At 70.5% G+C, this 25,645-nt stretch carries 26 protein-coding genes; 16 read left to right on the top strand and 10 right to left on the bottom strand.

Going from position 1 to position 25,645, the window contains the following annotated elements; translation table 11 throughout:
- Window positions 1–9 precede the first annotated feature (9 nt).
- Window positions 10–1,194, top strand: coding sequence for an ROK family protein (locus ABIA36_RS03905; protein ID WP_369960955.1), 1,185 nt, complete (start codon window positions 10–12; stop codon window positions 1,192–1,194).
- Between the two features lie 74 nt (window positions 1,195–1,268).
- Here the strand turns inward: ABIA36_RS03905 and ABIA36_RS03900 are convergent, their stop codons facing one another.
- Complete coding sequence (locus ABIA36_RS03900) at window positions 1,269–2,471, bottom strand: Gfo/Idh/MocA family protein (RefSeq protein ID WP_369960954.1); 1,203 nt, start codon at window positions 2,469–2,471, stop codon at window positions 1,269–1,271.
- Between the two features lie 218 nt (window positions 2,472–2,689).
- On the opposite strand from ABIA36_RS03900, the gene ABIA36_RS03895 reads away from it, so the two are divergent.
- The gene (locus tag ABIA36_RS03895; protein ID WP_369960953.1) at window positions 2,690–3,919 is read left to right on the top strand and encodes a multidrug effflux MFS transporter; all 1,230 of its coding nucleotides are present in this window, start codon (window positions 2,690–2,692) and stop codon (window positions 3,917–3,919) included.
- A gap of 85 nt (window positions 3,920–4,004) precedes the next feature.
- On the top strand, window positions 4,005–4,694 hold the full coding sequence (locus ABIA36_RS03890) for a phosphatase PAP2 family protein (protein WP_369960952.1): 690 nt from the start codon (window positions 4,005–4,007) through the stop codon (window positions 4,692–4,694).
- Here ABIA36_RS03890 and ABIA36_RS03885 read toward each other — a convergent pair.
- On the bottom strand, window positions 4,691–5,536 hold the full coding sequence (locus ABIA36_RS03885) for an aminoglycoside phosphotransferase family protein (RefSeq protein ID WP_369960951.1): 846 nt from the start codon (window positions 5,534–5,536) through the stop codon (window positions 4,691–4,693). The genes ABIA36_RS03890 and ABIA36_RS03885 overlap by 4 nt on opposite strands.
- Before the next feature lie 17 nt (window positions 5,537–5,553).
- On the opposite strand from ABIA36_RS03885, the gene ABIA36_RS03880 reads away from it, so the two are divergent.
- The gene (locus ABIA36_RS03880) at window positions 5,554–6,162 is read left to right on the top strand and encodes a GNAT family N-acetyltransferase (RefSeq protein ID WP_369960950.1); all 609 of its coding nucleotides are present in this window, start codon (window positions 5,554–5,556) and stop codon (window positions 6,160–6,162) included.
- Window positions 6,163–6,176: 14 nt separating this feature from the next.
- Here the strand turns inward: ABIA36_RS03880 and ABIA36_RS03875 are convergent, their stop codons facing one another.
- From ABIA36_RS03875 to ABIA36_RS03855, 5 genes are all read right to left on the bottom strand, one after another.
- Window positions 6,177–6,743: a hypothetical protein gene (locus ABIA36_RS03875; RefSeq protein WP_369960949.1), complete on the bottom strand. Its 567-nt coding sequence runs from the start codon at window positions 6,741–6,743 to the stop codon at window positions 6,177–6,179.
- Window positions 6,743–6,985: a hypothetical protein gene (locus ABIA36_RS03870; RefSeq protein ID WP_369960948.1), complete on the bottom strand. Its 243-nt coding sequence runs from the start codon at window positions 6,983–6,985 to the stop codon at window positions 6,743–6,745. Before ABIA36_RS03870 ends, ABIA36_RS03875 begins: the two co-directional genes overlap by 1 nt.
- Window positions 6,986–7,038: 53 nt before the next feature.
- On the bottom strand, window positions 7,039–8,544 hold the full coding sequence (locus ABIA36_RS03865; RefSeq protein WP_369960947.1) for an alpha-N-arabinofuranosidase: 1,506 nt from the start codon (window positions 8,542–8,544) through the stop codon (window positions 7,039–7,041).
- Window positions 8,545–8,622: 78 nt separating this feature from the next.
- Window positions 8,623–9,645: a LacI family DNA-binding transcriptional regulator gene (locus tag ABIA36_RS03860; protein ID WP_369960946.1), complete on the bottom strand. Its 1,023-nt coding sequence runs from the start codon at window positions 9,643–9,645 to the stop codon at window positions 8,623–8,625.
- A gap of 86 nt (window positions 9,646–9,731) precedes the next feature.
- Window positions 9,732–10,379: a TetR/AcrR family transcriptional regulator gene (locus ABIA36_RS03855; RefSeq protein WP_369960945.1), complete on the bottom strand. Its 648-nt coding sequence runs from the start codon at window positions 10,377–10,379 to the stop codon at window positions 9,732–9,734.
- A gap of 152 nt (window positions 10,380–10,531) precedes the next feature.
- Between ABIA36_RS03855 and ABIA36_RS03850 the strand changes: the two genes are divergently transcribed.
- From ABIA36_RS03850 to ABIA36_RS03825, 6 genes are all read left to right on the top strand, one after another.
- Window positions 10,532–12,211, top strand: a complete 1,680-nt coding sequence (locus ABIA36_RS03850; RefSeq protein ID WP_369960944.1) for an ABC transporter substrate-binding protein — start codon at window positions 10,532–10,534, stop codon at window positions 12,209–12,211.
- Window positions 12,212–12,308: 97 nt separating this feature from the next.
- Window positions 12,309–13,133 (top strand): ABC transporter ATP-binding protein, encoded by an 825-nt coding sequence (locus tag ABIA36_RS03845; protein ID WP_369960943.1) that lies wholly within the window; start codon window positions 12,309–12,311, stop codon window positions 13,131–13,133.
- Window positions 13,130–13,942, top strand: a complete 813-nt coding sequence (locus tag ABIA36_RS03840) for an ABC transporter ATP-binding protein (protein WP_369960942.1) — start codon at window positions 13,130–13,132, stop codon at window positions 13,940–13,942. The genes ABIA36_RS03845 and ABIA36_RS03840 overlap by 4 nt, the downstream gene beginning before the upstream one ends.
- Window positions 13,943–14,034: 92 nt before the next feature.
- Entirely contained in the window at window positions 14,035–15,069 is a 1,035-nt protein-coding gene (locus ABIA36_RS03835; RefSeq protein WP_369962074.1) for an ABC transporter permease, read from the top strand.
- 8 nt (window positions 15,070–15,077) lie between these two features.
- Complete coding sequence (locus ABIA36_RS03830; protein WP_369962073.1) at window positions 15,078–16,106, top strand: ABC transporter permease; 1,029 nt, start codon at window positions 15,078–15,080, stop codon at window positions 16,104–16,106.
- Complete coding sequence (locus tag ABIA36_RS03825) at window positions 16,103–18,370, top strand: glycoside hydrolase family 3 N-terminal domain-containing protein (RefSeq protein ID WP_369960941.1); 2,268 nt, start codon at window positions 16,103–16,105, stop codon at window positions 18,368–18,370. Before ABIA36_RS03830 ends, ABIA36_RS03825 begins: the two co-directional genes overlap by 4 nt.
- A 16-nt stretch (window positions 18,371–18,386) precedes the next feature.
- On the opposite strand, the gene ABIA36_RS03820 is transcribed toward ABIA36_RS03825, so the two are convergent.
- Entirely contained in the window at window positions 18,387–18,728 is a 342-nt protein-coding gene (locus ABIA36_RS03820; RefSeq protein ID WP_369960940.1) for a hypothetical protein, read from the bottom strand.
- A 142-nt stretch (window positions 18,729–18,870) separates the two neighbouring features.
- Between ABIA36_RS03820 and ABIA36_RS03815 the strand changes: the two genes are divergently transcribed.
- Both ABIA36_RS03815 and ABIA36_RS03810 read left to right on the top strand, forming a co-directional pair.
- Window positions 18,871–19,098 carry a hypothetical protein gene (locus ABIA36_RS03815; protein ID WP_369960939.1) on the top strand — a complete coding sequence of 76 codons (228 nt, stop codon included), beginning with the start codon at window positions 18,871–18,873 and terminating at the stop codon, window positions 19,096–19,098.
- Between the two features lie 31 nt (window positions 19,099–19,129).
- Window positions 19,130–19,726 carry a YdeI family protein gene (locus ABIA36_RS03810; RefSeq protein WP_369960938.1) on the top strand — a complete coding sequence of 199 codons (597 nt, stop codon included), beginning with the start codon at window positions 19,130–19,132 and terminating at the stop codon, window positions 19,724–19,726.
- Between the two features lie 22 nt (window positions 19,727–19,748).
- On the opposite strand, the gene ABIA36_RS03805 is transcribed toward ABIA36_RS03810, so the two are convergent.
- Complete coding sequence (locus tag ABIA36_RS03805) at window positions 19,749–20,735, bottom strand: NADP-dependent oxidoreductase (RefSeq protein WP_369960937.1); 987 nt, start codon at window positions 20,733–20,735, stop codon at window positions 19,749–19,751.
- A gap of 103 nt (window positions 20,736–20,838) precedes the next feature.
- The gene (locus tag ABIA36_RS03800; RefSeq protein WP_369960936.1) at window positions 20,839–21,819 is read right to left on the bottom strand and encodes an AraC family transcriptional regulator; all 981 of its coding nucleotides are present in this window, start codon (window positions 21,817–21,819) and stop codon (window positions 20,839–20,841) included.
- 240 nt (window positions 21,820–22,059) lie between these two features.
- Here ABIA36_RS03800 and ABIA36_RS03795 point away from each other — a divergent pair, with 240 nt between their 5' ends.
- The 4 genes from ABIA36_RS03795 to ABIA36_RS03780 are packed head-to-tail and all read left to right on the top strand — an operon-like array spanning window position 22,060 to window position 25,638.
- The gene (locus ABIA36_RS03795; protein WP_369960935.1) at window positions 22,060–22,995 is read left to right on the top strand and encodes a sugar phosphate isomerase/epimerase family protein; all 936 of its coding nucleotides are present in this window, start codon (window positions 22,060–22,062) and stop codon (window positions 22,993–22,995) included.
- 31 nt (window positions 22,996–23,026) lie between these two features.
- Window positions 23,027–23,788 (top strand): alpha/beta fold hydrolase, encoded by a 762-nt coding sequence (locus ABIA36_RS03790; RefSeq protein WP_369960934.1) that lies wholly within the window; start codon window positions 23,027–23,029, stop codon window positions 23,786–23,788.
- Window positions 23,778–24,632: a sugar phosphate isomerase/epimerase family protein gene (locus ABIA36_RS03785; RefSeq protein ID WP_369960933.1), complete on the top strand. Its 855-nt coding sequence runs from the start codon at window positions 23,778–23,780 to the stop codon at window positions 24,630–24,632. Before ABIA36_RS03790 ends, ABIA36_RS03785 begins: the two co-directional genes overlap by 11 nt.
- Window positions 24,633–24,636: 4 nt before the next feature.
- Complete coding sequence (locus ABIA36_RS03780; RefSeq protein WP_369960932.1) at window positions 24,637–25,638, top strand: sugar phosphate isomerase/epimerase family protein; 1,002 nt, start codon at window positions 24,637–24,639, stop codon at window positions 25,636–25,638.
- The last annotated feature ends 7 nt before the right edge of the window (window positions 25,639–25,645 follow it).

Below are 25,645 nucleotides of genomic sequence, written 5' to 3'. Positions count from 1 at the left end.
ACCGGGACCATGAACGGCAGGACGACGGCGGGGACGAACCTCGACACGGTGCGGCGGCACAACCTCTCCGCCGTGCTCGGGATGGTGCACCGCGAGGGTCCGCTGGCGCGCTCGGCGCTCACCCAGGCGACCGGCCTCAACCGCTCGACCATCGGCGCCCTCGTCGCCGAGCTGGGCGAGTTCGGGCTGGTCCGCGAGCGCGAACCTGAGACCAGCAACCGGGTCGGCAGGCCGTCCCCGGTCGTCGCCGCCGACGGCCGGGTCGTCGCACTCGCGGTGAACCCCGAGGTCGACGCCGTCACCGTCGGCGTGGTCGGGCTCGACGCGCACGTGCACCGCCGGGTGCGCTATCCCACCGGGCACGTGCCGACCGCCGCGGAGGCCGCCGCCATCGCCGCCGCCGTGATCGACGGGCTGCGGCCCGAGCTGGCCGCGGCCTCCCGGGTCGTCGGCGTCGGCGTCGCGGTGCCGGGACTGGTGCGGGAGGAGGACGGCGTCGTGCGCCTCGCCCCGCACCTGGAGTGGGCGGAGGAGCCGTTCGCGGCCGAGCTCGCGGAGGCGACCGGCTACCCGGTCGCGGCGGCCAACGACGCCAGCCTGGGCGCGAACGCGGAACGGCTGTTCGGCGCGGGCCAGGGCGCGGCCGACCTCGTCTACGTCAACGGCGGCGCGTCCGGCATCGGCGCGGGCGTCATCGTCGGCGGGAGGCCGCTCACCGGCATCAGCGGTTACGCCGGCGAGCTCGGCCACACGCTGGTGAACTCGGCCGGAGTGCGCTGCCACTGCGGGGCGATCGGCTGCCTGGAGACCGAGGTCAGCCAGCGTGCGCTGCTGCGCGTGCTCGGCCTCGCGTCCGCCGACCCCGACGAGCTCTCGCGGGCGCTCGTCGCGGCCGTCGCATCGGGCGACGCGGCGGTGCTCGCGGAGGTGGACCGCCAGCTCGGCTTCCTCGCGACGGCGCTGCGCAACGCCACCAACGTCTTCGACCCGGAGCGGATCGTGCTCGGCGGGTTCCTCGGCGCGCTGCACGAGCTCGCGCCAGAGCGGTTGCCCGTGCTCGTCGCGTCGCAGGCGCTCGCCGCCTCCGTCGAGACGCTCACCATCACCCGCGCCGCCCTCGGCAGCGACATCCTCATGATCGGCGCCGCCGAACTCGCCTTCGCCCCGCTCCTCGCGTCCCCCTCCGCCGCCTAAGCGGCCATCGCTTCCTCACTTTCTCCCGCAACACGCCGGGTGGGAGCGGGAGAAAGTGAGGAAGCGATGGCGGGTCAGGCGGTGGGGGCGTCGCCGAAGTCGGGGATGGGGAGGCGGGCGCCGTTTTGGAGGGCGCTCTCGTGGGCGATGATGCCGGGGAGCGTGTAGCGGGCGGCCTGCCAGGCGTTCACCGGCGGGAGGGCGCGCTCGTTCACGGCGCGCACGAAGTCGTCGGCGAGGAAGTGGTGGCTGCCCTCGTGCCCGTTCGCGACGTGGTCGAACTCGCGCGGCAGCCGCGAGCGGTCGTGGATGGGCGCGCTGCCGGAGGTGAAAGCGTCGCGGAGTGCCGGCGAGACGTGCGCGAGCGACGGGTCGTCCGGCGAGAGCGTCGGCTTCGGCTGCAACAGCTCGGTGACGTCCGTCACGCCCTCCTTGGACATCTGGTGCGAGACGGTCGCCAGCTGCTCGAAGCTGCCCTCCGTCCCGAAGAAGCGGAACCGCGACTCCCGGATGTGCGACGGATAGCCGACCCGGCGGAACTCGTTCGTGCGGAACGACCCACCGCCCGCGACCTCGAACAGGGCGGTGGCGTTGGAGAAGTCGTTGCCGAACATGCTCACCTCGCGGTCGAAGACCCCGTCGCCGCGGTCGTCCGTGACGCCGATCGCCGAGACGCTGACCGCGTGCGTGTTCCACGCGCCGAGGATGCCGCCGATGGAGTGCGTCGGGTAGAGCAGCGGGGGATAGCTGGCCGTCGCCTTCCACTGCTCGCCGCCGGAGTAGCGGTAGGCGTCGTAGAAGCCGAGGTCCATGTCGTGCACGTAGTCGCCCTCCGCGTAGAACACCCGGCCGAAGGCGCCCTCCGCGATCTGCGACCGAGCGTAGACGGTGGCGGGGTTGTAGTGGCTGGTCTCGCCCATCATGTACGTGAGGCCGGTGCGGCGGACCGCGTCGATGATCGCGGCGATCTCGTCGGCGCTGATCGCCATCGGGACGGCCGAGTAGACATGCTTGCCGGCCTCCAGCGCGCGCACGACGAGCGGGCCGTGCGTCCAGCGCTGGGTGAAGATCGCGACGGCGTCGACGCGCGGGTCCTCGAGCGCGGCCTCGAACGACGGGAGGGCGCCGTCGAGACCGTAGTCGGCGACGAGCCGCTCGGCGCGCTCCGGCAGCAGGTCGGTCGCGTACACCGCGCTCACGCCGGGGTGCAGCGCGAAGAGCTTGGCGAACTGCCCGGCGAACTGCCCGGCGCCGATCATGGCGATGGAGAAGGTCATGTCACTCGCTTCCGCTGTCGTGCCCCACCCCACGAAAACGGGCGATGCGCACGTTCACATTCTGTCGCGAATGACGGTAGTATAGGTACGCGCCCGCGGTCGAATCGATTCGAACGGGCGGCCTCCAGCACCGCGACCCGCCGCGGTGCTGTCGTTTTGCGTCCAGAGCCGGGCGCCTCCCTCCTCCCCGCACGCCCTCCAGCAGAAGGACTCTTTTCGTGACCACCGTCGTGCATCCCGGCGACTCGCTCACCGGCCGCCAGCGCTTGGCGTACATCCTGATCCTCGGCGCGCTCACCGCACTCGGGCCGTTCACGATCGACACGTACCTGCCTGCGCTGCCGACGCTGGAGAGCGACTTCCACGTCTCCACCGCGATGATCCAGCTCACGCTGACGGCGACCACGATCGGTTTCGGACTCGGCCAGCTCCTGGTCGGCCCGTGGTCCGACAAGATCGGCCGCCGGATCCCGCTCATCGCCGCGACCGGCGTGCACATCTTCGCGTGCCTCGCCGCGGCGATCGCGCCCAACGTCGAGCTGCTCGGCATCGCCCGCGCGCTGATGGGCATCGGCGCCGCGGCCGGCGGTGTCGTCGCGATGGCGATGGTCCGCGACCTGTTCGGCGGCCGTCCGCTCGTGCGGATGCTCAGCCGCCTCGCGCTCGTCAACGGGCTCGCGCCGGTGCTCGCGCCGGTGCTCGGGTCGTGGCTGCTGCTGGTCATGCCGTGGCGGGGGATCTTCGTCGTGCTCGCCTGCTACGGCGTGTTCGTGATCGCATGCGTCTCGCTCTGGATCGTCGAGACCCTCCCGAAGGCACGACGCCACGACGCGGGCCACTCGACGGTGCGGCAGCGCTACCGCTCGGTGCTCAGCGACCGGGTGTTCGTCGGCATCGCGATCGTGGGAGCCGCGAACTTCACCGGACTGTTCTCGTATCTGTCGGCCAGCCCATTCATCTTCCAGGGCCTCTACGCGTTCACGCCGCAGGAGTACGGCCTCCTGTTCGCGGTCAACTCCGTCGGCATCATCATCGGCGTCCAGTCGGCGTCGCGCCTGACCAAGTACGTGGGTCCGCAGTGGATCCTCGCCGCCTCGACGGCCGTGATGTTCCTGGCGTCGGTCGCCATCGTCGTGCTCGACCAGTCCCATGCCGGGATCTGGGGCGTGGCGATCCCGCTCTGGTTCTTCATCGCGGCCTGCGGCTTCGGCTTCCCGTGCGTGCAGGTGCTGGCCCTCAACAACCACGGGCACGAGGCGGGCACGGCGGCGAGCCTGCTCGGCGCCCTCAACTTCGGCGCGGCCGGCGTGTTCTCGCCGATCGTGGGCCTGCTCGGCACCGGCAGCGCGGTGCCGATGGGCTCCATGATGGCGATCTGCGCGGCGGTGTCCATCGCGTCGCTCTGGCTGGTCGTGCGGCCGCGGACGGTGCCGGAGCTCGCGCACTAGCGCGTACGCAGTCGTACCGGTCTGGGCGCCGCAGCGCACCGCGGGCCGGGCCGGAATGGGCGGCGTCGCGCGGTACCGTGATCCCATGACCGCCACGCCTCCGCTGCACGTCGCCCGGCGCATCCAGCGCCGCTGGCCGCTGATCTCGGCGTCCGTCGCCGTCGGCCTGGTGCTGGTGCTCGGCGCGCTCATCGCCTTCCGGCCGAACGAGCCGTTCGCGATCGACCTCCGGTGGATGGCCGAGGTCATCGAGCACCGGTCGCCGGTGTGGACCGTGCCGGCCCTGTTCTTCAACTACGTCGGCGGCGGCATCATCGGCTCCGTCGTGATCCCGGTGGTGATCTTCCTGCTCCTCCTCGCGTTCCGAAGGCCGTGGGGCGCCACCTTCTTCGCGGTCGCGAGCATCCTGTCGGTGATCTGCGTGCAGATCCTGAAGCACACGGTCGGGCGGGCACGTCCGTCGGAGATCCTGGTGGTGGCCGATCCCGGTTCATTCCCGTCCGGGCATACGGCCAACGCGGCGACGATGGCGGTCGTCTTCGGGATCCTGTTCCCGCGCGTGTGGGTGTGGTCCGTCGGCGCGGCGTGGGCGATCCTGATGGCGATCAGCCGCACCTACCTCGGCGCGCACTGGCTGAGCGACACGATCGGCGGCCTGCTCCTCGGGGCCGGCGTCGCGGTCATCGTCTGGGCGCCGCTGGCGTACAAGCTCGCGGCGGAGAGCACCCGGCCCCATCCGTTCTTCCTCAGCAGGACCGGCAGGGCGAAGACCTAGCCGGTGGCAGCGGACGCCCGCATCGCCCGGAGCCCCACCCCGACCGTGAGCGAGGCGTCCTCAGCGGCGCGCTCGGACCACGCGGCCGAGAGCCCGGCCCAGGCGAGCGCCCAGCGCAGCATCCGCCGCTCCCCGACCCCGGTCTCGGCGGCGATCACGGCCAGGGTGCGCTCGAAGCGACCCGGGGCCAGCGCCACCTCCGCCGACGGGTTGCAGAGGATGTTGGCGAAGTCGAAGGCCGGATCGCCGTGGAGGTGCTTGGGGTCGATCGCCAGCCAGCCGTCCTCCGCGAAGTCGAGCACGTTCCCATGATGGACGTCGCCGTGCAGCACGACGTCGCCCGCCGGCGCGGCGAGGAGGGCGCCGGCTTCGGCCGCGGCGTGGGCGAACATGCCGTCATGGGCATGCGGGCGGGCGGCGGCGTGCTCGAACAGCTCGGCGAACCAGCGGGGGAGGCCGACCAGGCCATCCGGCCGGGGGTGGTCGGAGACCGCGTGCAGGCGGAGCGCCGCCCGGCAGAGGATCCGCGTGGCCTCGTCATCGCCGTCCGGCCCGGAGGCGGCCAGCGCCGCCAGCGACCGGTCACCCGTGGCGCGCGCCAGCACGACGGCGTCGCCGTCGGCGGCGAGCACGGGTGCCGAGCCGCGGCCGGCCCACCAGCGCAGGACGCGCCCGCCGGCGGCCTCCTCGGGGTGCGTGGCCAGCTTGAGGAACGCCGGACGGCCCGCGAGGAGGACCGGCTGGAGCACGCTCGACGGCGTGGCGAACGCCGGGCCGTCCGGGGTCAGCGCCCAACGCGTCCGCCAGGGGGCGAGCAGCGCGTCGCCGGTGGACGAGGTCACGCTGACATACTGTCACGGTGACTTCGATCCGCCCGTACCGTCCCGCCGACCGTCACGACGTCTACGACATCTGCGTGAAGACCGGGGCGAGCGGCGGGGATGCGCGCGGCCTGTACTCCAGCGACGACCTCCTGCCCGACGTCTTCGCCGGGCCTTACGTCGAGTACCAGCCCGACCTCGCGTTCGTGGTCGACACCGGCGACCGGGTCGCGGGCTATGTGATCGCGGTGGCGGACAGTCACGCCTTCGCCGACTGGTACGAGAAGCACTGGCTGCCGGGGTTCCGCGAGCGCTACCCGCTGGAGGAGGCGCCCTCCGCGAAGGAGCGGGAGGCGATCGGCTTCGGGCTCGACCCGCACGAGGCGATCGTGCCGGAGGCCGACCGGTACCCCGCGCACCTGCACATCGACCTGCTGCCCGAGCTGCAGGGTCAGGGCTTCGGCCGCCGGCTCATCCGCGAACTCCTGGCCGCGCTGCGCGACCGCGGTGTGCCGGGCGTCTTCCTGCGGATGTCGCCCACCAACACCGGGGCGATGGCGTTCTACCGGCGGCTCGGCTTCCGGGAGCTGCCCTCCAGCCGCCCCGACGCGCCCGTGCTGGCGATCGCGACCGACGCGGTCGTCTGAGTGGGCGACCGGCTCTAGTGGAACCGCGGCACCCGCTCGAACCAGTACAGCAGTTCGGGTGACCGGCGCCGGAGCTGCGTCATGGTCAGGAAGTCCTCGGGCCGTGTCACGGGGACGTCGAGCTCCTCCGCGACCCGCTCCATGTCCTCCACCGACCAGAAGTGCCCGCGCATCCGGATGAGGACCCGGCCGTCGTGCCCCGTGACGAAGAGCTGGGGGAGGGTGTCGAGCGTGCTGCCGTCGTAGAGGCGCACCAGCACGATCGAGCCGACATCGGCCGGGCGCACGAACCGGGTGCCGCCGAAGAAGCCGCGCTCCCGCACGCCGTCCGGCTGGAGCGTGATCGTGGCGCTGAAGAACGCGTACACGCCGAGGACCGTCGCCAGCACGACCAGCACGTGGGCTAGCAGGACGACCCTCCACTCGCCGTTCGGGATGGTGAGCCAGTACAGGACGGCGAACACGGGCGTGGTCAGGGCCAGGACGGCGGTGAGCCCGCGCGCGAACAGGTCGCGGTGCGGGCGGAGGGGAGTCCCCTTCGCCACGTCCGTGCCGACCCCCGATTGCTGATGGCTGCTCATCAGGTCGAGCCTGACGGATTCTCCGGGTCGTCGGTAGCGGCATTTTGGGGGACACGGCGTACCCCCTCGGCGAGGTGCTTGACGCGCAGCGCGCGCACCCGGAAGGCGGACAGGATGGTCGCCAGCACGCCGACGGCGAAGAGGATCACCGTGGTGAGGTCGTGCATCGAGCGGCCGAACAGCAGGGTCACCACAGCCAGCGCCACGGTGGCGCAGAGCTGGGAGAACATCGCGCCGGTCATCGTACATATCTAACATACACACGACGCCGACGCGAATCCGTCAGCCCAATCCGTCAACCCAGGGCGACCGCCGTCCAGGAGACGGGAGGCAGCTCGACGGTCAGCACGCCGTCCGCGAGCGTCGCTGTGGCGTTCGCCCGCAGCCCGACCCGCTCGGGCTCGGCGAGCGTGTTCTTCGCGTACACGTCGTCGTCGAACAGGCTGAGCGCCTCCCGCACCGTCGCCGCGCCGAGGTCGCGGACGTCGACCGTGACCCGCTCCGCCTCGGTGAGGCTGCGGTTGACCAGGAAGACCGCGGACGCTCCGGTCGACGCGTCGTGCGTCGCGACCGCGTCCACGACATCCGCCGTCCCGTGCACCGCGGTCTCGTAGCCGCCGGTGCGGACGGCCGGGCGCAACACCTCGCCGCGCGCGAGCCGGCTGGTGACCGAGAACGGGAAGAACGTGGTCTGCCGCCAGGCGGCGCCGCCCGGCTCGGTCATGATCGGGGCGATCACGTTGACGAGCTGGGCGAGGGAGGCGCTGCGCACGCGGTCGTGGTTCTTCAGCAGCGTGATGAGGAGGTTGCCGACGACCACCGCGTCGGCGACCGAGTAGACGTCCTCCAGCTGGCGCGGGGCGACCCGCCACTCGTCGTCGACCTCCTGGGACGCCTGGTGCTCGTCGAGGTACCAGACGTTCCACTCGTCGAAGGAGATCGCGATCTTCTTGGCGCTCTTGCGCTTGCTGCCGACGTGGTCGGCCGCGGCGACGACCGTGTCGATGAAGTACTGCATGTCGACCGAGGAGGCCAGGAACGACCCGAGGTCGCCGCCGCGCTCCTGGTAATAGGCGTGCGCGGAGATGAACTCGACATGGTCGTAGGCGTGCTCCAGCACGGTGCGCTCCCAGTCGCCGAAGGTCGGCATCCCGGAGCCGGACGACCCGCACACGACGAGCTCCAGGTCCTTGTCGGCCGTCTTCATCGCGGCCGCCGTGCGGGCGGCGAGCTTGCCGTAGTCGTCGGCGGTCATGTACCCGGTCTGCCAGGGGCCGTCCATCTCGTTGCCGAGGCACCACATCCGGATGCCGTGCGGCTGAGGCGTGCCGTTGGCGATGCGCTGGTCGCTGAGTGCGGTGCCGGACGGGTGGTTCGCGTATTCGAGCAGGTCGAGCGCCTCCTGGATGCCGCGGGTGCCGAGGTTGACCGCGAGCATCAGCTCGGAGCCGGTCAGCTTCAGCCAGCGGGAGAACTCGTCCAGGCCGACCTGGTTGGTCTCCAGCGAGTGCCAGGCCAGGTCGCGGCGCACCGGCCGCTGCTCGCGCGGACCGACGCTGTCCTCCCAGCGGAACCCGGAGACGAAGTTGCCGCCCGGGTAGCGGATGGTGGTCGAGCCGAGCTCCTTCACCAGCTCCACCACGTCGAGGCGGAAGCCGTCCTCGTTCGCGGTCGGGTGGCCCGGCTCATAGATGCCGTCGTAGACGCAGCGGCCGAGGTGCTCGACGAAGGAGCCGAAGATGCGGCGGTCGATGGTGGCGACGCGGGCGGAGCGGTCGAGGGCGATGTGGGTTTCAGGCATGTCTGCTTCCTCGTTCTACAACGTTGTAGAGAACATGATCGCGGCCGGGATGTGACCGTGTCAAACGAGCCGGCGGCGTCAGTGGGCGGGGAGTGCGGTGGACTCGCGGGGGATGAGGCGGTACGGGACCAGGATCTGCTCCGGTGCGAACGGCTCGGCGCCTGACTCGATCCGGCGGGCCAGCAGGTCGACGGCGGTCCGCGCGATCTCCTCGCGGCCGGGGTCGATCGTGGAGAGGGTCGGCATCGAGTACTGCGTCTCGTCGATGTCGTCGAAGCCGATCACGGCGACGTCCTCCGGCACGCGGAGACCGGCCTCCTGCAGCGCGCGCAGCGCCCCGAGAGCGATGACGTCGTTGAACGCCACGACCGCGTCGAAGTCCACCCCGCGGGCGAGTAGGTCGCGCATCGCCTCCGCCCCGTTGCGCCGGTGCCAGGAGCCGACCGGCACGACGAGCTCCTCGTCGAAGGGAAGATCCGCCGCCGTCAAAGCCTCCCGGTAGCCCTCCAGGCGCAGCGCCGCCGAGCCGATCGCCTCGCCGGGATGCGCGCCGAACGCGACGACGCGGCGTCGGCCGAGCCCGAGGAGGTGCTCGGTGGCGGCGCGGGCGCCCTCGCCGTTGCGCATGGTGACGTGGTCGCGCGGCCCGGTGAAGATCCGCTCGCCGAGCAGCACGACGGGGACGGGGATCCCGGCGATGATGTCGGCGTCGTCCTGGTCGAGCGCGAGCACGCTGTAGAGCACGCCGTCGACGAGTTGCGACCGCGGTCTCCGCAGCGTGTCGATCTCTCGCTCGCGGTCGCCCCCGAACTGCTCGATCAGGACCGACAGCCCGCGTTCGGCCGCCGCGCGCATGACGGAGTCGGCGAGCTCGGCGAAGTAGGCGTTCCGCAGGTCTGGGATCATCAGGGAGATCACGTTGGTGCGGCCGGAGCGCAGGCTGCGGGCGGAGAGGTTGGGTGTGTAGCCGAGCGTCGCGATGGCGTCGAGCACCCGCCGACGGGTCTCCTCGCGCACGTACGGGTAGTCGTTGATGACGTTCGACACCGTCTTGACCGAGACTCCGGCGAGCCGGGCGACGTCGTGCATCGTCGCGGCCACGCGCGCTCCTGTCTCTCGCCTGCCCGGCTCACTTTACAACGTTGCACGCCCCACGATTCGTGCCGAATGTCCGAGGCCGTCGGCGCTCAGGCGTCGTGCACGTACGAGGCCAGCTCGGGGCCGGGGTGCAGCGCCCCGTTCACGATCGCCTCGATGGCGAATTCGCTGGCCCCGGCCAGATCGATCGCCGCCGGGTCGAGCAGCCACTGGAGCTGGAGCCCGTCCATCACCGCGAGGATCGACGCCGCGGCGCGGTCGATCGTGTCCGGGGCGGTCACGCCCTCCTGGGCGCAGAGCGCGCGGAAGGCGGCGTCGACCTCGGCCCGGAGGTTGCGGTACCGCTCCTGGAAGTAGGCCGTCGCGGGGTGGCCCTCGGTGACCGACTCCGCGGAGAGCACGGTGAAGACCTGGACGATTCCCGGCCGCAGCGCGTTGCGCTGGGCGGTGGCGACGAGGTGTGCGAAGAGCGCTGGGCCAGCGGGGATGTGCTGGTCGGCGAGGTGGGCGACGTCGTCTCTGTCGCGGAACTCCAGCACCTCCAGGAGCAGGTTGTGCTTGGACCCGAAGTGGTGGAGGACGCCGGCGTGCGTCATCCCGACCTGCTCGGCGATGTCGGCCAGCGTCCCGTTGGTGGACCCCTTGGTGCCGAACGTCTCGATCGCCGCGCGCAGGATGTCGATGCGCTTCTGCTCGGTCTCCGGACGCGTACTGGTGCCGCTGCCGTTGATGCTCATTTCCGTCGCTCCCACCTGCTTCTTGCGGCCGAGCTTACCAGCCAGTAACCTCACCTCAACCAGCTTGCTTTCTGACCAGTAAGCAAGTTATTGTCAGCCGACATTCCGCAGCATCAGGGCACAACGGATGTGCCCGCCATGAAGGAGAAGCAATGAGGCTTAGCAAGTACCTGATCACGGCATCGGCGATCGCCGCCGTCGGCGCACTCGCGCTGACCGGTTGCTCGTCCGACGGCAAGACCGGTTCCAGCACCGCCAGCACCGGCTCGCTCACCGTCGCCAAGCCGGATGGCGCGGCCATCCTGGCGACTCAGATCAACAACCCGTTCATTACCACCGGCTCGGGCATGTCGCTCGGCTACGACCGGATGATCTACGAGCCCCTCGCGATCGTCAACCCGGTCGGCAAGAACGAGACCACCCCGTGGCTCGCCTCGAAGGTGCAGTGGAACGCGGACTACACGCAGCTCACCGTCACCCCGCGCTCGAACGTCAAGTGGAGCGACGGCAAGGCGTTCACCGCCGACGACATCGTCTTCACCTACAACCTGATCAAGAACACCCCCGCCCTCGACCTGGGCGGCCTCAAGCTGACGGACGTCAAGAAGGACGGGAACAACGTCGTCCTGAACTTCAGCGAGTCCAAGTTCGTCAAGCAGGGCGACGTGCTGCAGGTCCCGATCGTGCCCGAGCACCAGTGGAAGTCCGTCGCCGACGCGACGAAGGACCCGGTGACCAACGCGGTCGGCACCGGCCCGTACACGATCAAGACCTTCTCCTCGCAGGGCGTCGTCCTCCAGGCGCGCAAGGACTACTGGGGCGGCACGGTCCCGGTGGCCCAGCTCAAGTACCTCGAGTACAACGACAACACCGGCCTCCTCCGCGCGCTGCAGAGCGGCGAGACCGACTGGGCGCAGATCTTCATCACGGACTATCAGAAGAACTACGTGGACAAGGACCCGAAGCACAACGTGTTCTGGGGCGCCAACGTCCTGAGCCCGGACATGATCGTGGTCAACACGGCGAAGGCCCCGTTCAACGACGTCGCCCTCCGCAAGGCCGTCAACATGGTCGTCGACCGCAAGGCGCACGCCACGACGGCGCGCAGCAATGCCGGTCCCGAGCTGACCAACGTGTCCGGCATCCCGCAGCCGACCGGTGACCAGTACATCGCGCCCGACTACAAGGACCAGACCTTCAAGATCGACGTCGACGGCGCCAAGAAGGTCCTCACCGACGCCGGCTACACCTGGAAGTCCGGCGCGCTGACCGACCCGTCCGGCAAGCCGGTCTCCTTCACCCTGCAGGACCCGCAGGGCTGGAACGACTACGTCACGGGCATCCAGCTCGTCGCCACGCAGCTCAAGACGACGCTCGGCATCGACGCGAAGGTCGCCACCCCCGACGCCGACACCTGGTTCGCCAACGTCGCGTCCGGCAACTTCGACGCCGTGCTGCACTGGACGGGCTCCGGCTCGAACCCGTGGCACATCTACGACGACGTCATGAACAGCAGCTACCTCGACCAGGCCGCCGGCGGCAAGGTCTCGGACAACTTCGGCCGCTACAGCAACCCGGAGGCGACCGCCCTCCTGAAGGAGTACGCGCAGGCGTCCGACGACAGCGCCCGCACCACGGCGCTGAACAAGCTGCAGAAGATCTTCGTGGACGACGTCCCGGCGATCCCGATCGGCACCCACCCGCAGCTCGCCGAGTACAACACCCGGAAGTTCGTCGGCTGGCCGAGCGAGAAGGACCAGTACGCGACCGCCGACCCGACCCAGCCGTCGGCCGTCCAGGTGCTGATGAACCTGAAGCCCGCGGGCAAGTAGTCGCCCCGCGCGACCTCACCCAACCCGTCCGGGGTGGACGACGGCCTCGAGCCGCCGTCCGCCCCGGGCGACCCGTGGACAGCATGAAAGCGACGCCATGACAGATTCCCTTCTCTCCGTGCGCGACTTCTCGGTCGTGTACGACGTCGACCCGCCGGTCGCGGCGGTCAAGAACGTCTCCCTCGACATCAAGCGCGGCGAGATCGTCGGCCTCGCCGGCGAGAGCGGCTGCGGCAAGACCACCCTCGCGTACGGGGTGCAGCGCCTCCTCAAGCCCCCGGCCGTCATCACGAGCGGCAGCGTCGTCTTCCACGACGAGGGCGGCGAGGACATCGACATCAACGCCCTGGACGCGGAGGAGATGCGCCGCTTCCGCTGGGACAAGACCTCGATGGTCTTCCAGGGGGCGATGAACGCCCTCAACCCGGTGGCCACCATCGGCTCGCAGCTCGACGACGTCTTCCAGGTGCACCGGCCGGGCATGAGCCGGGCCGAGCGCAAGGCGGCGGTGATCGAGCTGCTGGAGATCGTCAAGGTCGGCGGCCAGCGGATGCGCTCCTACCCGCACGAGCTCTCCGGCGGCATGCGCCAGCGCGTGATGATCGCGATGGCGCTCGCCCTCCGCCCGCAGCTCATGGTCATGGACGAGCCGACGACCGCGCTGGACGTGCTCGTGCAGCGCGAGATCCTCAAGCAGATCTCCCAGCTGCGCCACGACTTCGGGTTCTCCGTCGTCTTCATCACCCACGACCTCCCGCTGCTGCTGGAGATCAGCGACCGGATCGCGATCATGCGCGACGGCGAGATCGTGGAGCTCGCCACCGCCGAGCAGATCTGGACGAACCCGCAGCACGAGTACACGCAGAAGCTGCTGCAGTCGTTCCCGCGCCTCACCGGCGAGAGAGGAGTGGTCGTCCGATGACCACGCTCGAATTCCGAAACGTCACCAAGATCTACAACGTCCGCGGCTCTGGCCAGCTCAAGGCCCTGGACGACGTCAGCTTCACGCTGGGCCAGCGGCAGACGATCGGCCTGGTCGGCCAGTCCGGCAGCGGCAAGTCCACGATCGCGAAGATCCTCACCCAGCTCGAGACGCCCACCCGCGGCGAGGTGCTGCTGGACGGCGCCCCGATTCCGCGCTCGGGCAAGCGGCTGCGGCAGTACCGCCAGCAGCTCCGGATGGTGTTCCAGGACCCGTTCGCCTCGCTCAACCCCTCGCACACGATCCGGCACCACATCGAGCGCCCGCTCCGGCTGGACCACGTCGTGCCGAAGGGCGAGGTGGACGACGAGGTACGGCGCCTGCTGCGGCGGGTGCAGCTCGACGCGGACGCGGTGATCGACCGCCGTCCGCACGAGCTCTCCGGCGGGCAGCGCCAGCGCGTGGCCATCGCGCGTGCACTGGCCTCCCGGCCGACGCTGCTGGTGGCCGACGAGCCGGTGTCGATGCTCGACGTGTCGCTGCGCGTCGGCGTGCTCAACCTGCTCGCCGACCTGCAGCGCGAGGAGGGCCTCGGCGTGCTCTACATCACCCACGACCTGGCGACCGCCCGGCACTTCAGCGACGAGATCATCGTGCTCAACCAGGGCAGGATCGTCGAACACGGCGCCGCTGACGACGTGATCCTGCGCCCGCAGGACCCCTACACGCGCGAGCTCCGCGCCGCGTCCCCCGACCCGGAGAAGCACTTCGGTGCCCTGACCGCACAGACTGCAGGAGGTGCGCTGTGAGTACTGAGACTGTGAGCACTGAGACTGTAAGCGCCGAGACGACGACGTCCGCCGGCCTGGCCCACGCCGGATCCGCCCCCGTCGACCCGACCCTGGTCGGCACGACCGCCACGAAGGCGGAGCGCCGTGGCGTCCGCGTCCCGTGGCGGTTCATCGGCGGCCGTGTCGCCTTCTACGTGTTCACGCTGTGGGCGGCGATCACGATCAACTTCTTCATCCCGCGCCTGATGAAGGGCGACGCCGTCTCCTCCTATATGGCGCGCAGCCAGGGGCAGCTCACCCCGGACGCCGAGAAGGCACTGCGGCTGCTGTTCGGCGTCGACAAGTCGGTGCCGCTCTGGCAGCAGTACCTCGACTACTGGAACATGCTGCTGCACGGCAACCTCGGCGTCTCGATCTCGACGGGCATGGCCCCGGTCGGCGACGCGATCGCCTCCGCCCTGCCCTGGACGCTCGGCCTGGTGGGCTTCGCCACGGTGGTCTCCTTCGTCATCGGCACCGGCCTCGGCGCGGTGATCGGCTGGAGGCGCGGCGGCAAGCTGGACGTCTTCATCCCGATCACGACGTTCCTCGGCACGATCCCGTACTTCTGGCTCGGCCTGATCTTCATCGCGATCTTCTCCACGACGCTCGGCTGGTTCCCCGCGGGGCACGCGTACGAGCTTGGCGTCGACCCGGGCTGGAACGCCGACTTCATCAGCCAGGTGCTCTCGCACGGCGCCCTCCCGATGGCCACCATCGTCGTCGTCTCGGTCGGCGGCTGGGTGCTCGGCATGCGCAACATGATGCTCACCGTGCTCGACGAGGACTACATCACCGTTGCGCAGGCGAAGGGCATGCCCGACCGGCGTGTGCTGTGGCGCTACGCCGCCCGCAACGCCGTGCTGCCGCAGATCCAGAGCTTCGCGCTGGCGCTCGGCTTCATCGTCAGCGGCACGATCGTGATGGAGATGGTGTTCTCCTATCCCGGCATCGGCCTGCTGCTGCTGAACGCGACCAACGCCAAGGACTACGCGCTCATGCAGGGCATCTTCCTTGTGCTCGTGCTCGCCGTCCTGATCGCGAACATCATCGCCGATATCGCGTACGCCATCCTCGACCCGCGCACCCGCCAGACGGAGGCCTGAACATGACCATGCCGCAGACCGCCTATATCCAGGCGGTGACTCCCGAGCCGCCCGCGCCGAAGAAGACCACCTTCTGGTCGCAGCTCAAGGCCTCGCTGGCCATGTTCAGCAACCCGAAGTCGGCCACCGGCCTGATCATCCTGGGCGTGTTCGTGCTCGTCGCGATCTTCGCCCCGCTGCTCGCCCCGTACGACCCGAACGCGCAGAACCTGAAGGAGACGCTGCAGCCGCCGTCGTTCACGCACCTGCTCGGCACGACGCACATCGGCCAGGACGTCTTCAGCCAGCTCGTCTACGGCACCCGCGGCGTCCTCGTCGTCGGCTTCCTGGCGACGATCATGGCCACCGTCGTGGCGATCGTCGTCGGCGTGACCGCCGGCTACCTGCGCGGCTGGAAGAGCGAGTCGCTGTCGGCGCTGTCGAACGTCTTCCTCGTCATCCCGGGCCTGCCGCTGATGATCATCGTCGCCTCCCAGTTCCAGGACCCGCCGCTGCCGCTCATCGCCGCCGTGCTCGGCCTCACCGGCTGGGCGTGGGGCGCCCGCGTGCTGCGTGCCCAGACCATGTCGCTGCGCAACCGCGACTTCATCCAGGCCGCCCGGGCGAACGGCGAGCCGCTGCACCGGGTGATCCTGGTGGAGATGCTGCCGAACCTCCTGGCGATCATCGCCTCCAGCTTCGTCGGCACCATGACGGCCGCGGTGCTCGGCCTGACCACCCTCGCGTTCATCGGCGTCATCCCGGTGTCCAACCTGAACTGGGGCACCATCCTGTTCTGGGCGCAGCAGAACAACGCGTTCCCGGACTACTGGTGGTGGTACGTCCCCGCCGGCCTGTGCATCGCGCTGCTCGGCGTCTCCCTGGCGCTCATCAACTTCGGGATCGACGAGTACGTCAACCCGCGCCTGCGTTCGGCGGGCGAGCGGGCCCGGGCGATGAAGCGCAAGGGCATGAACGTCAACGCCGCCGTCACTCAGGTGCGCACGAACTCCACCACGGCCTCGGCCGCAGCGACCCCGGAAAGCAACACCGTATGACTTCGATCCTCCCGTCCACCACCACCGCACATGTTGAGGAGGCCCTTCCGTACCAGGACCCGTCGCTGAGGACCGCCGAGCGCGTCCGCGACCTCCTCGGCCGCATGACGGTGGAGGAGAAGGTCGGCCAGATGCTCCAGCTCGACGCGCGCGACGACCTGGAGGACCACGTCCTGCGCCGTCACGTCGGCTCCATCCTGCATACCTCCCCGGAGCGCATCCTGGAGGCCAACCGGCTCACCGCGCAGACCCGGCTGCGGATCCCGCTGCTGGTCGGCGAGGACTGCATCCACGGGCACTCGTTCTGGCCCGGCGCCACGATCTACCCGACGCAGCTCGGCATGGCCGCCTCGTGGGACGCCGAGCTGATCGAGCGCGTCGCCCGCGCCAGCGCGGAGGAGGTCGCCGTCACCGGTGTGCACTGGACCTTCTCACCGGTGCTGTGCATCGCCCGCGACCTCCGCTGGGGCCGGATCAGCGAGACGTTCGGCGAGGACCCGTTCCTCATCGGCGAGCTCGCCAGCGCGATGGTCCGCGGCTACCAGGGCACCGGGCTGGACGACCCGACCGCGATCCTCGCGACCGCCAAGCACTTCGCCGGCTACTCGGAGACCCAGGGCGGCCGGGACGCGAGCGAGGCCGACATCTCGCGGCGGAAGCTCCGGAGCTGGTTCCTGCCGCCGTTCGAGCGGGTGGCCCGGGAGGGCTGCCGCACGTTCATGCTCGGCTACCAGAGCACCGACGGCGTGCCGATCACCGTCAACGACTGGCTGCTCAGCGAGGTGCTGCGCGGCGAGTGGGGCTACACCGGCACGCTCATCACGGACTGGGACAACGTCGGCCGGATGGTCTGGGAGCAGAAGGTCCAGCCCGACTACGCCCACGCCGCTGCCGCCGCGGTGAAGGCCGGCAACGACATGGTGATGACCACCCCGCGGTTCTACGAAGGCGCGCTGGAGGCCGTCGAGCAGGGACTGCTGGCCGCGGACGCCTTCGACGCCGCCGTCGCCCGCATCCTCACGCTGAAGTTCGACCTCGGCCTGTTCGAGGACCCGCGCCTCCCGTCGCCCGACCTCGACCTCGTGGTCGGCAGCGCCGCGCACGCCGAGCTCAATCTGGAGATGGCGCGCCGCTCGATCGTGCTGCTGGAGAACGACGGGACCCTGCCGCTGCCGGCCGCCTCCCCGCTGCGCGTCGCGCTGGTCGGCCCCCTCGCCGACGACGCACAGACCCAGCTCGGCGACTGGGCCGGCGGCTCCGGCCAGGCCGGCTGGCTGGACGGCCAGCCGCGCGAGATGATCACCACGGTCCTCGACGGACTGAACGCGATCGACGGCTGGGAGGTCGCCCACGCCCGCGGCGCCGACATCCTCACCCTGGAGTCCGACCCGCGCGGCTCGACGTTCCCGGACGGCCAGCCCCGGCCACCCGTGGTCGTGCCGTGCGCACCGGATGAGCGCCTGATCGCGGAGGCCGTCGCCGCCGCGGAGGCGTCCGACGTGGTGGTCGCCGTCGTCGGCGACCGCATCGAACTCGTCGGCGAAGGCCGCTCGACCGCCACGCTGGAGCTGATCGGCGGCCAGAACGCGCTGCTGGACGCGGTGATCGCGACCGGCAAGCCGGTGATCGTGGTGTTGCTCGCCTCCAAGCCGCTGGTGCTGCCGTCGTCGGTCGCCCGGGCCGCGGCGGTCCTGTGGGCGGCGAACCCCGGCATGAAGGGCGGCCAGGCCCTCGCGGAGATCATCGCGGGCCAGGTCGAGCCGTCCGGCCGCCTCCCCATCTCGTTCGCCAGGCACGTCGGCCAGCAGCCCACCTACTACAACCAGATCCGCGGGCAGCACGGCGACCGCTACGCCGACCTCACCCAGTCGCCCACGTGGGCGTTCGGCGAGGGCCTGTCGTACACGACCGTGTCGTACAGCGACCTGACGCTCGCCGCGACCGCGCTCGGCGTGGCCGACACCATCGACGCGACGGTGACGGTGACGAACACGGGCTCCCGCCCGGTGCGGGAGACCGTGCAGGTCTACGTGCGCGACCTGGTCACAAGCGTGAGCTGGGCCGACAAGGTGCTGAAGACGTACCGCCAGGTGGAGCTGGCGCCGGGGGAGACGGCGCGGGTGCGCCTGACGCTGCCGGTGGCGGAGTGCACGATCGTGGACGCGGCGGGGGAGCGGCGCGTGGAGGCCGGAGGGTTCGAGCTGCTGGTGGGGTCGTCGTCGCGGGACGGGGACCTGCTGGGGGCGGGGTTCGAGGTGCGGTGAGGCGCGGCGCCGGCCGTCAGACGCCTATGGAGGTGCCGGACGGGTCGGCGTCGGGCTCGCCGTCCGGCTCGCCGTCGTACTCGTCGCCGACGCGGAGCTCGTCGAACACCCCCTGCGGCACCACCGCGTGACCGTGGTGCCGACCGTCGTCGATGTCGAGCACCCAGCTGTCCGGGGTGACGACGACACGCTCGCCGCGGCCGCCGTTCGCGGCGTAGCTGCCGTGCGAGGGCGAGAACCGCTTGGCCGTGATGATCCCGTGCATCCGCGTCGACCGGCTGATGTTGCGCTGAATGAGCCAGAAGACGATGACGCAGAACACCGCGAAGGCTCCGAACGGGATGAGCACCATGGTCACGATGCTCACCCTAGCGACGGCTGGCCCGCGCGCTTCCGTGCCGGGCGGGATGGTGTTAGCGTACGTTTAGTAAGCACGCTGATTACCTGCTTGGGAAGGAAACGCAGGTGCAGAACCACACGACGCGTCGGGAGCAGACCGCATGAGCGCGGAACGTTCGGAGGTCGCGGAGACCCGGCCAGCGACTCGGCTCGCGATCGCCCGGCAGCAGCACACCGCCGACGACATCGCATTCGCGCTGGAGGGCCTGCTCGACCGGATGGACCGCGCGCCGACGCTCGCGGAGATCGAGGCCCTCACCGCCGCGCTCGGCCGGCGCGAGCGTTCGGTGCTCGCGCGGTTCTTCACCCGGCTGGCCGCCGCGGCCTAGCCTGGAGGCGGACGAAGGGAGGGCGGCCGGCATGGCCGAGCTGGAGCGGTTCACCGCGACCGACAGGCCCGCGCTGAGGGAGTGGCTGGCGGAGCACGCGCGCACCTCGCCCGGCGTCTGGGTGGTCTACGCGAAGGGCGACGATCGCACTCTCGGCTACGACGACATCGTGGAGGAGGCGCTGTGCGTCGGCTGGGTGGACAGCCTCCCGCGCCGCCTCGACGACCAGCACGCGATGCTCCGGCTCACGCCGCGGAACCCGCGGAGCAACTGGTCCCGGCGCAACAAGGAGCGGATCGCCTCGCTCCGTGAGCGCGGGCTGATGACCGCAGAGGGGGAGGCCGTGGTGGCGGCCGCCGTCGCCAGCGGCACGTGGTCGGCGCTCGACCAGGTCGAAGAGCTCACCGAACCGCCCGGGCTCCGTTCCGCACTGGACGCCGACCCGGTCGCGCGGGCCAACTGGGACGCCTTCCCGCGCTCGGCGCGCCGCGCGATCCTCGAGTGGCTGCTCTCCGCCAAGACCGAGGCCACCCGCGACCGCCGCGTCGAGACCATCGTGGCGGAGGCGCACCAGAACCGGCGGGCGAATCAGTGGCGTCAGCCCGGATCGCCGCCACCGGCCCGGTGACCGGCTGGCCGGGGCTCCGTCGTCAGTCCCGCGCCTCCTGCACGTCGCGCGCCTTCAGGGTCCGGTAGGTCGTCACCGGGTGGGTGCCCAGCACGATCTTGCCGCGCGCGTGGAGGTGCTGGAGGTCGTCGTAGGCGGAGCCGAGCTCCTCCAGCGGGTAGTAGCCGGAGATGAGCAGGGTGAACGCGCGCTCGTCCGCCAGCTCGGCCAGGCGTTCGAGCAGGGCGGTGGCGTGCGCGACGGACTCGGGATCGTCCCGCAGCAGCCGCAGCTCCGTCTCGCGGCGGTCGTCGCTCGACCGGTAGCGCGATGACGGCACTCCGAGCGCCTCGGCGAGGGCGCGGCCGTCCTGCCCGAAGTTGTCGATCAGGACGGTGACGCCCTCGGGCGCCAGCTCCCGGATCCGCTCCTCGATCCCGTCGCCGTACGTGACCGGCCGGATGCCGAGCTGGCGCAGGTAGTCGAAGTTGCGCTCGCCGCAGGTCCCGATGACGCGGGCGCCCCGATGCTTCGCCAACTGCGCCTCGATGCTGCCCACCCCGCCCGCCGCGGCGGAGATCACCACTGTGTCGCCCGGGCCGACGCGGAGGTCGTCCAGGGTGTCGAGGGCGGTGGCGCCGGCGAGGAACAGCCCGCCCGCGGTCTCCCAGGTCACCCGCGGCGGTTTGCGGACGAGCGCGCCGACGGGAGCGATGACGTGCGAGGCGTGGGCGCCCTGGCGCAGATGCCCGATCACCTCGTCGCCGCGCCGGAACCGCCCGTCGCCGTCGCCGGTCACGACGATGCCGGCGAAATCGCTGCCCGAGCCGCGCGGGAACGGCTCGTCGGCCCAGGCCTCCTCCCGCCCGGTGCGGATGAACCCGTCGATGTGGTTGACGCCGGCCGTGACCACCTCGACAAGCACCTCGCCGGCGGCGAGCGGGCGGACGGGTCTGGTCCGTTTCTGGAGGACGTCGACGCCTCCGTTCCGGTCGTATTCGAAGGTCGTCATCTCATCGTGCTTGGTCACCGTCGCCCTCCTTCGCCGCGGTCGGTCCGTGCACTGCCGAGAATATCCCTAGCCAGGTAAGAATCTATACAATCTACATTTTCTTCCCAGCTACGGGCGCACCCTAGCGACGCAGCGTCGCCGAGGGCCGCTCGCCGTACGCGCGGGAATAGGCTGCGGCGAATCGCCCGAGGTGCAGGAAGCCCCAGCGCGCGGCGACTTCCGTGACCGTGACGGTGCCGGGCTCGGCTGCGGAGAGTTCGTCGTGGACCTTCTCCAGCCTGATCCCGCGGAGGTACGCCATCGGGGTCGTGTCGAGCGAGGTGCGGAACGCGTCCTGCAGGCTTCGGACGCTCGTCGACACCGCTGCCGCCACCTCGGCGACCGTCCAGGGGCGGCCGGGGTCCGCGCGCAGGAGTTCCGCGGCCTTCGAGACCGGGCGGGCTCCTGCGTCGGGGGCGGGCGCGGCGAGCGCGGCGGAGTAGTTGTGCGGCTGCCCGAAAAGGAGGCTGTGGAGCAGCATCTGTTCCAGCCGCTGCGCGGCCAGCGGGTGCGCGAGCGCGGCGCTCTTCTGGGCCGCCGCGCGGTCGATCAGGCGGAGGGCGTGCATGATCGTGTGGCCGCCCGCGCCCCGCATGTCCAGGTCGGAGGCGAACTCCAGCGGGCGGTCCGCGGGTCGGCCGAGGAGGTCCTCGAGCTCGAGCCGCGCGACATCCCGCGGGACCATGACGGAGAGCAGGGAGAAGCGGCTGCTGAAGTCGAGCGTCACCGGCCGTCCTGGCATGAAGACGCCGGCCGTCTGAGACGTCGCGTGGACCGGCGACATCAGGGCCGCCTGCATGGTCGCGCGGCCGGTCGTGGGGATGTCGATGTGGTAATTCTCAGCCTCGGCGGTGTCGATGCGCACGGCGTCCCTGAATCGCATGAAACCGCACGTGATCCGACCCGCCATGACGGCGTTCAGGGTGAGACCGACCGTGGTCGAGGCGCGGGCGGAGGGGAAGTCCACCGGGAGGAAGGCGCGAGACAGCGCATGGCGCGCCTCCTCGATACCGGGTGCCGAGGCGATGCGTCGGCTCCCGAACATCTCGATCTCTGGTTGCACGCGGAAACTGTAAGTGCCCAAACTGTGAGCGCACTAACAATGCGCGCAGGTCTCCCGCGAATCGGACGTTTTCCCGCGTTGTCCGGATAGTTCGCGCCCGTGGCCCATTCCTAACGTGGATGCCGTCAGTCCACGAATGCGTGTTTTCGACAAGCGGGCAGCGGGCATTTACAAGCCGCCGCCTCCCTCCGCCGCTTTGACTGGACGCAACGATTCCATGCGCGACAAAGGTGTTACACAATGCAGCCAAAGCTTTCTTTCGGTAGTTGGGCCTTCTCGTTCGGCCCCTTCGAGAGCGCTCCCTGGAGCTTCGAACGACTGTGCCGCTACGCGGCCGAGGCCGGCTACGACGGCGTCGAGATCAACGGCTTCCGACCGCACGCCTACTTCCGTGACTTCACGGGGGCGGACGACTTCCGCGAGCTCGTCGCCCTGCGCGACGACCTGGGGCTCGAGTACTCGGGTTACGCTCCCGACTTCCACGACGTCCCGCCGGGGGTCGTCGACCAGGCGACCTACCTCGAGGCGTTCGAGGCGGCGCTCCGCTTCTGCGACCGCCTGGGCATCTCGATCCTGCGGGTGGACACGGTCAGCCCGCCGTCGGACCTGCCGCCGGCCGAGTACGAGGAGCGCTTCGCCCGCCTCGCCCGCACCTGGAACGCGGCGGCAGAGCTCGCAGCGAAGTCGTCCGTGCTCCTGGTCTGGGAGTTCGAGCCGGGCTTCTGGCTCAGCCGGCCGTCCGAGGTCGTGCGGCTGCTGGAAGCGGTCGCCCACCCGAACTTCACGGTCCTGTTCGACACGAGCCACGCCTACACCAGCGGTGTGGCCGGCGCCCGGCAGGGAGCGCATCCCGAACTGCTCGCCGGCGGCGTCACCGAGTACGCCCGTCTGATCGAGCCGTACCTGGGTCACCTGCACCTGATCGACTCGGACGGCAGTCTCCACGACGAGGAGACCAGCGCGCACCTTCCGTTCGGGGCCGGTCGCGTCGACTTCCCGTCCGCGCTCCGCGCCCTCCAGCCGTCGCTGGACACGCTGCCGTGGTGGACGGTCGACTTCTGCTTCTGCCCGACCACGGAGCGGGACGCCCGGACGGCGGTGCCGTTCGTGCGCAGCCTGATGGAGCAGTTCGCCCCCACTTCGGCGGAGGGACGTGGTGACAGTGTCGCTGTTTAGCACAACCGGCGCGCGCGTTCTGACAAACGGCGTGGAGCTCGCCTACAGCCGTTCCGGCGACGGCCAGCCGCTCGTCCTGATCATGGGTCTCGGCGCCGACAGCACCGCCTGGGCGCGCCACGTCGACGCCTGGCAGCGGAGCTTCACCTGCTACGCCGTCGACAACCGCGGCGCGGGCGAATCGGACCGCCCGGCCGGGCCGTACAGCACGGCCGACCTGGCCGACGACTATGCCGGCCTGATCACCGAGCTCGGTCTCGGCCCGGTCCCCGTCGTCGGCATCTCGATGGGCGGTGCGATCGCGCAGGAGCTGGCGCTGCGTCATCCCGAGCTCGTCAGCAGGCTCGTCCTCGTCTCGTCCTGGGCCGCCGTGGACGGCTTCGCCGAGGACGCCTTCCGGCAGCTCGGCGAGGCCCGCGGCGTGCTCTCCGACGAGGCGTTCGCGCGGATGCTGCAGCTCATGATCTGGGCGCCGCCGTACTTCAGCGCCAACCGGCAGGAGCTCGCCGCCGGTCGCGCGGACGCCCCGGCGACCTCGGTCGACTCGTTCCGGGCGCAGGTCGAGGCCTGCGTCGGACACGACAGCCGCGCACGCCTGGGGAAGCTCTCCGTGCCCGTCCTCGTCACGGCGGGCGACGCCGACGCCTTCATCCCGGTCGGTCTCCAGCGGGAGCTGGCCGCCGCCATCCCGCAGGCGCGCCTCCGGGTGTTCGACGGCGCGGGGCACGCGCACCACTGGGAGCGGCTGGACGAGTTCAACGCCGAGATCGAGGAGTGGCTCCGTGAGCACTGAGCAGGCATCCGCTATCCGCTTCAGCTGCCAGACCTACGCCTGGCAGATGAGCGGCACGACATACACCGGCCAGCTCCCGCGCTTCGTGGAGGTCGCTTCCTCCGCCGGGTTCGCCGGCCTCGAGGCCGAGCCGTTCATGCTGGGCGACTACTCCGACATCGACCGGGCGCACGGTGTGATCGACCCGAGTGACCTGGAGCTGTCCTCCGTGGCGTTCGTGGCCGACTGGCGTTCGGCCCGCGAGACCGACGCCGAGCGCGACGCGGCGGACCACTTCATCCGCTTCGTCTCCAGCTTCCCCGGGGCGCTCCTGCTGCTCGTGCAGGCGCCGGGGCCCGACCGGGAGGATCTGGGGGAGCGGCAGCAGAACGCCATCTCCTCGATCCGGGCGATCGGGGAGCGCGCCGCCGACGCCGGCGTGCGCACCAGCTTCCACGCCAACTCCCCGGCGGGCTCGGTGTTCCGGACCCGCGACGACTACGGCGTCCTCCTCGACGGACTCGAGGGAGGGGTCGTCGGATTCACGCCGGACGCCGGTCACCTGGCGAAGGGCGGCATGGACCCGCTGGAGGTCATCCGCACCTACCGCAGCCGCGTCGACCACATCCACCTCAAGGACTACTCGGCGTCGGCCGGCTGGCAGCTCACCGGGCACGGGTCGGTCGACTTCCCGGGGATCGTCGGCTACCTGCGCGACACCGGCTACGACGGCTGGGTCGTCGTCGAGGACGAGTCGGCGGACGCCGTGAGCGACCCCGACGCCGTCACCCGTGCGGCCGGCGAGTACGTCCGCACCGTTCTGCAGCCCCTGGTCGGGGCCGCCACCGACAATCGAGAGGCATGACACCATGAAGCGACCGATCGCCCTGTTCAGCGGGCAGTTCGCAGACCTCCCCATCGAGGTCTTCGCCGACAAGACGGCGGCCTGGGGCTACGACGGCGTCGAGCTCGCCTGCTGGGGGAGCCACCTCAACGTCCCCCGCGTCCTGCGGGATGCGGACTACGGACAGTCCATCCTCGAGACACTGTCCAGCCGTGGCCTCGCCCTCACCGCGCTGAGCACCCACCTGGTCTCGCAGGCCGTCGGCGACCGCGTCGACGCGCGGCACCAGCGCCTCCTCTCGCCCAGCATCTGGGGCGACGGCGAGCCCGAAGGCGTGTCGCTGCGCGCCGAGGAGCGGATGAAGGACACGGCCCGAGCGGCGGCGGAACTGGGGGTGGAGACCGTCGTGGGCTTCACCGGGTCCCGCATCTTCCACATGTTCAACGGCTGGCCGCCCTTCAGCGACGCCGAGCTCGACGGCGGCTACGACGACTTCGCCGAGCGCTGGAACCGCATCCTCGACGTGTTCGAGGCGGAGGGAGTGCGATTCGCCCTCGAGGTGATGCCCGGGCAGATCGCCTACGACATCTCCACCATGCACCGTGCCCTGGAGGCGATCGGCCACCGGAAGTCCTTCGGGATCAACTTCGACCCCTCCCACTTCCACTGGCAGCTTCTCGACGAGGTGGCGTTCATCCGCGAGTTCGGCGAGGTCATCTACAACGTCCACATCAAGGACGCCCGGCTGTCCCTGAACGGACGGCGGAGCATCCTCGGCAGCCACCTCCCGTCCGGGCACGGCGACAAGGCCTGGGACTTCGTGTCCGTGGGCCACGGCGACGTCCCGTTCGAGTCCATCATCCGCGCCCTCAACGAGGTCGACTACCGCGGCCCGCTCGCGGTCGAGTGGGAGGACTCGCTCATGGACCGCGAGCTCGGCGCGGCCGAGAGCGTCGACTACCTCCGGCGCCTGAGTTTCGACGAGCCGTCCGCCACCTGGTTCAGCTCGTTCAGCACTCCCGAGTAACCGCTCG

The sequence above is a fragment of the Leifsonia sp. EB34 genome (assembly GCF_041260585.1).
Classification (GTDB): Bacteria; Actinomycetota; Actinomycetes; order Actinomycetales; family Microbacteriaceae; genus Leifsonia.
The sequence above is the reverse complement of the archived record's forward strand: the minus strand, read 5'-3'. Positions and strand labels throughout refer to the sequence as shown.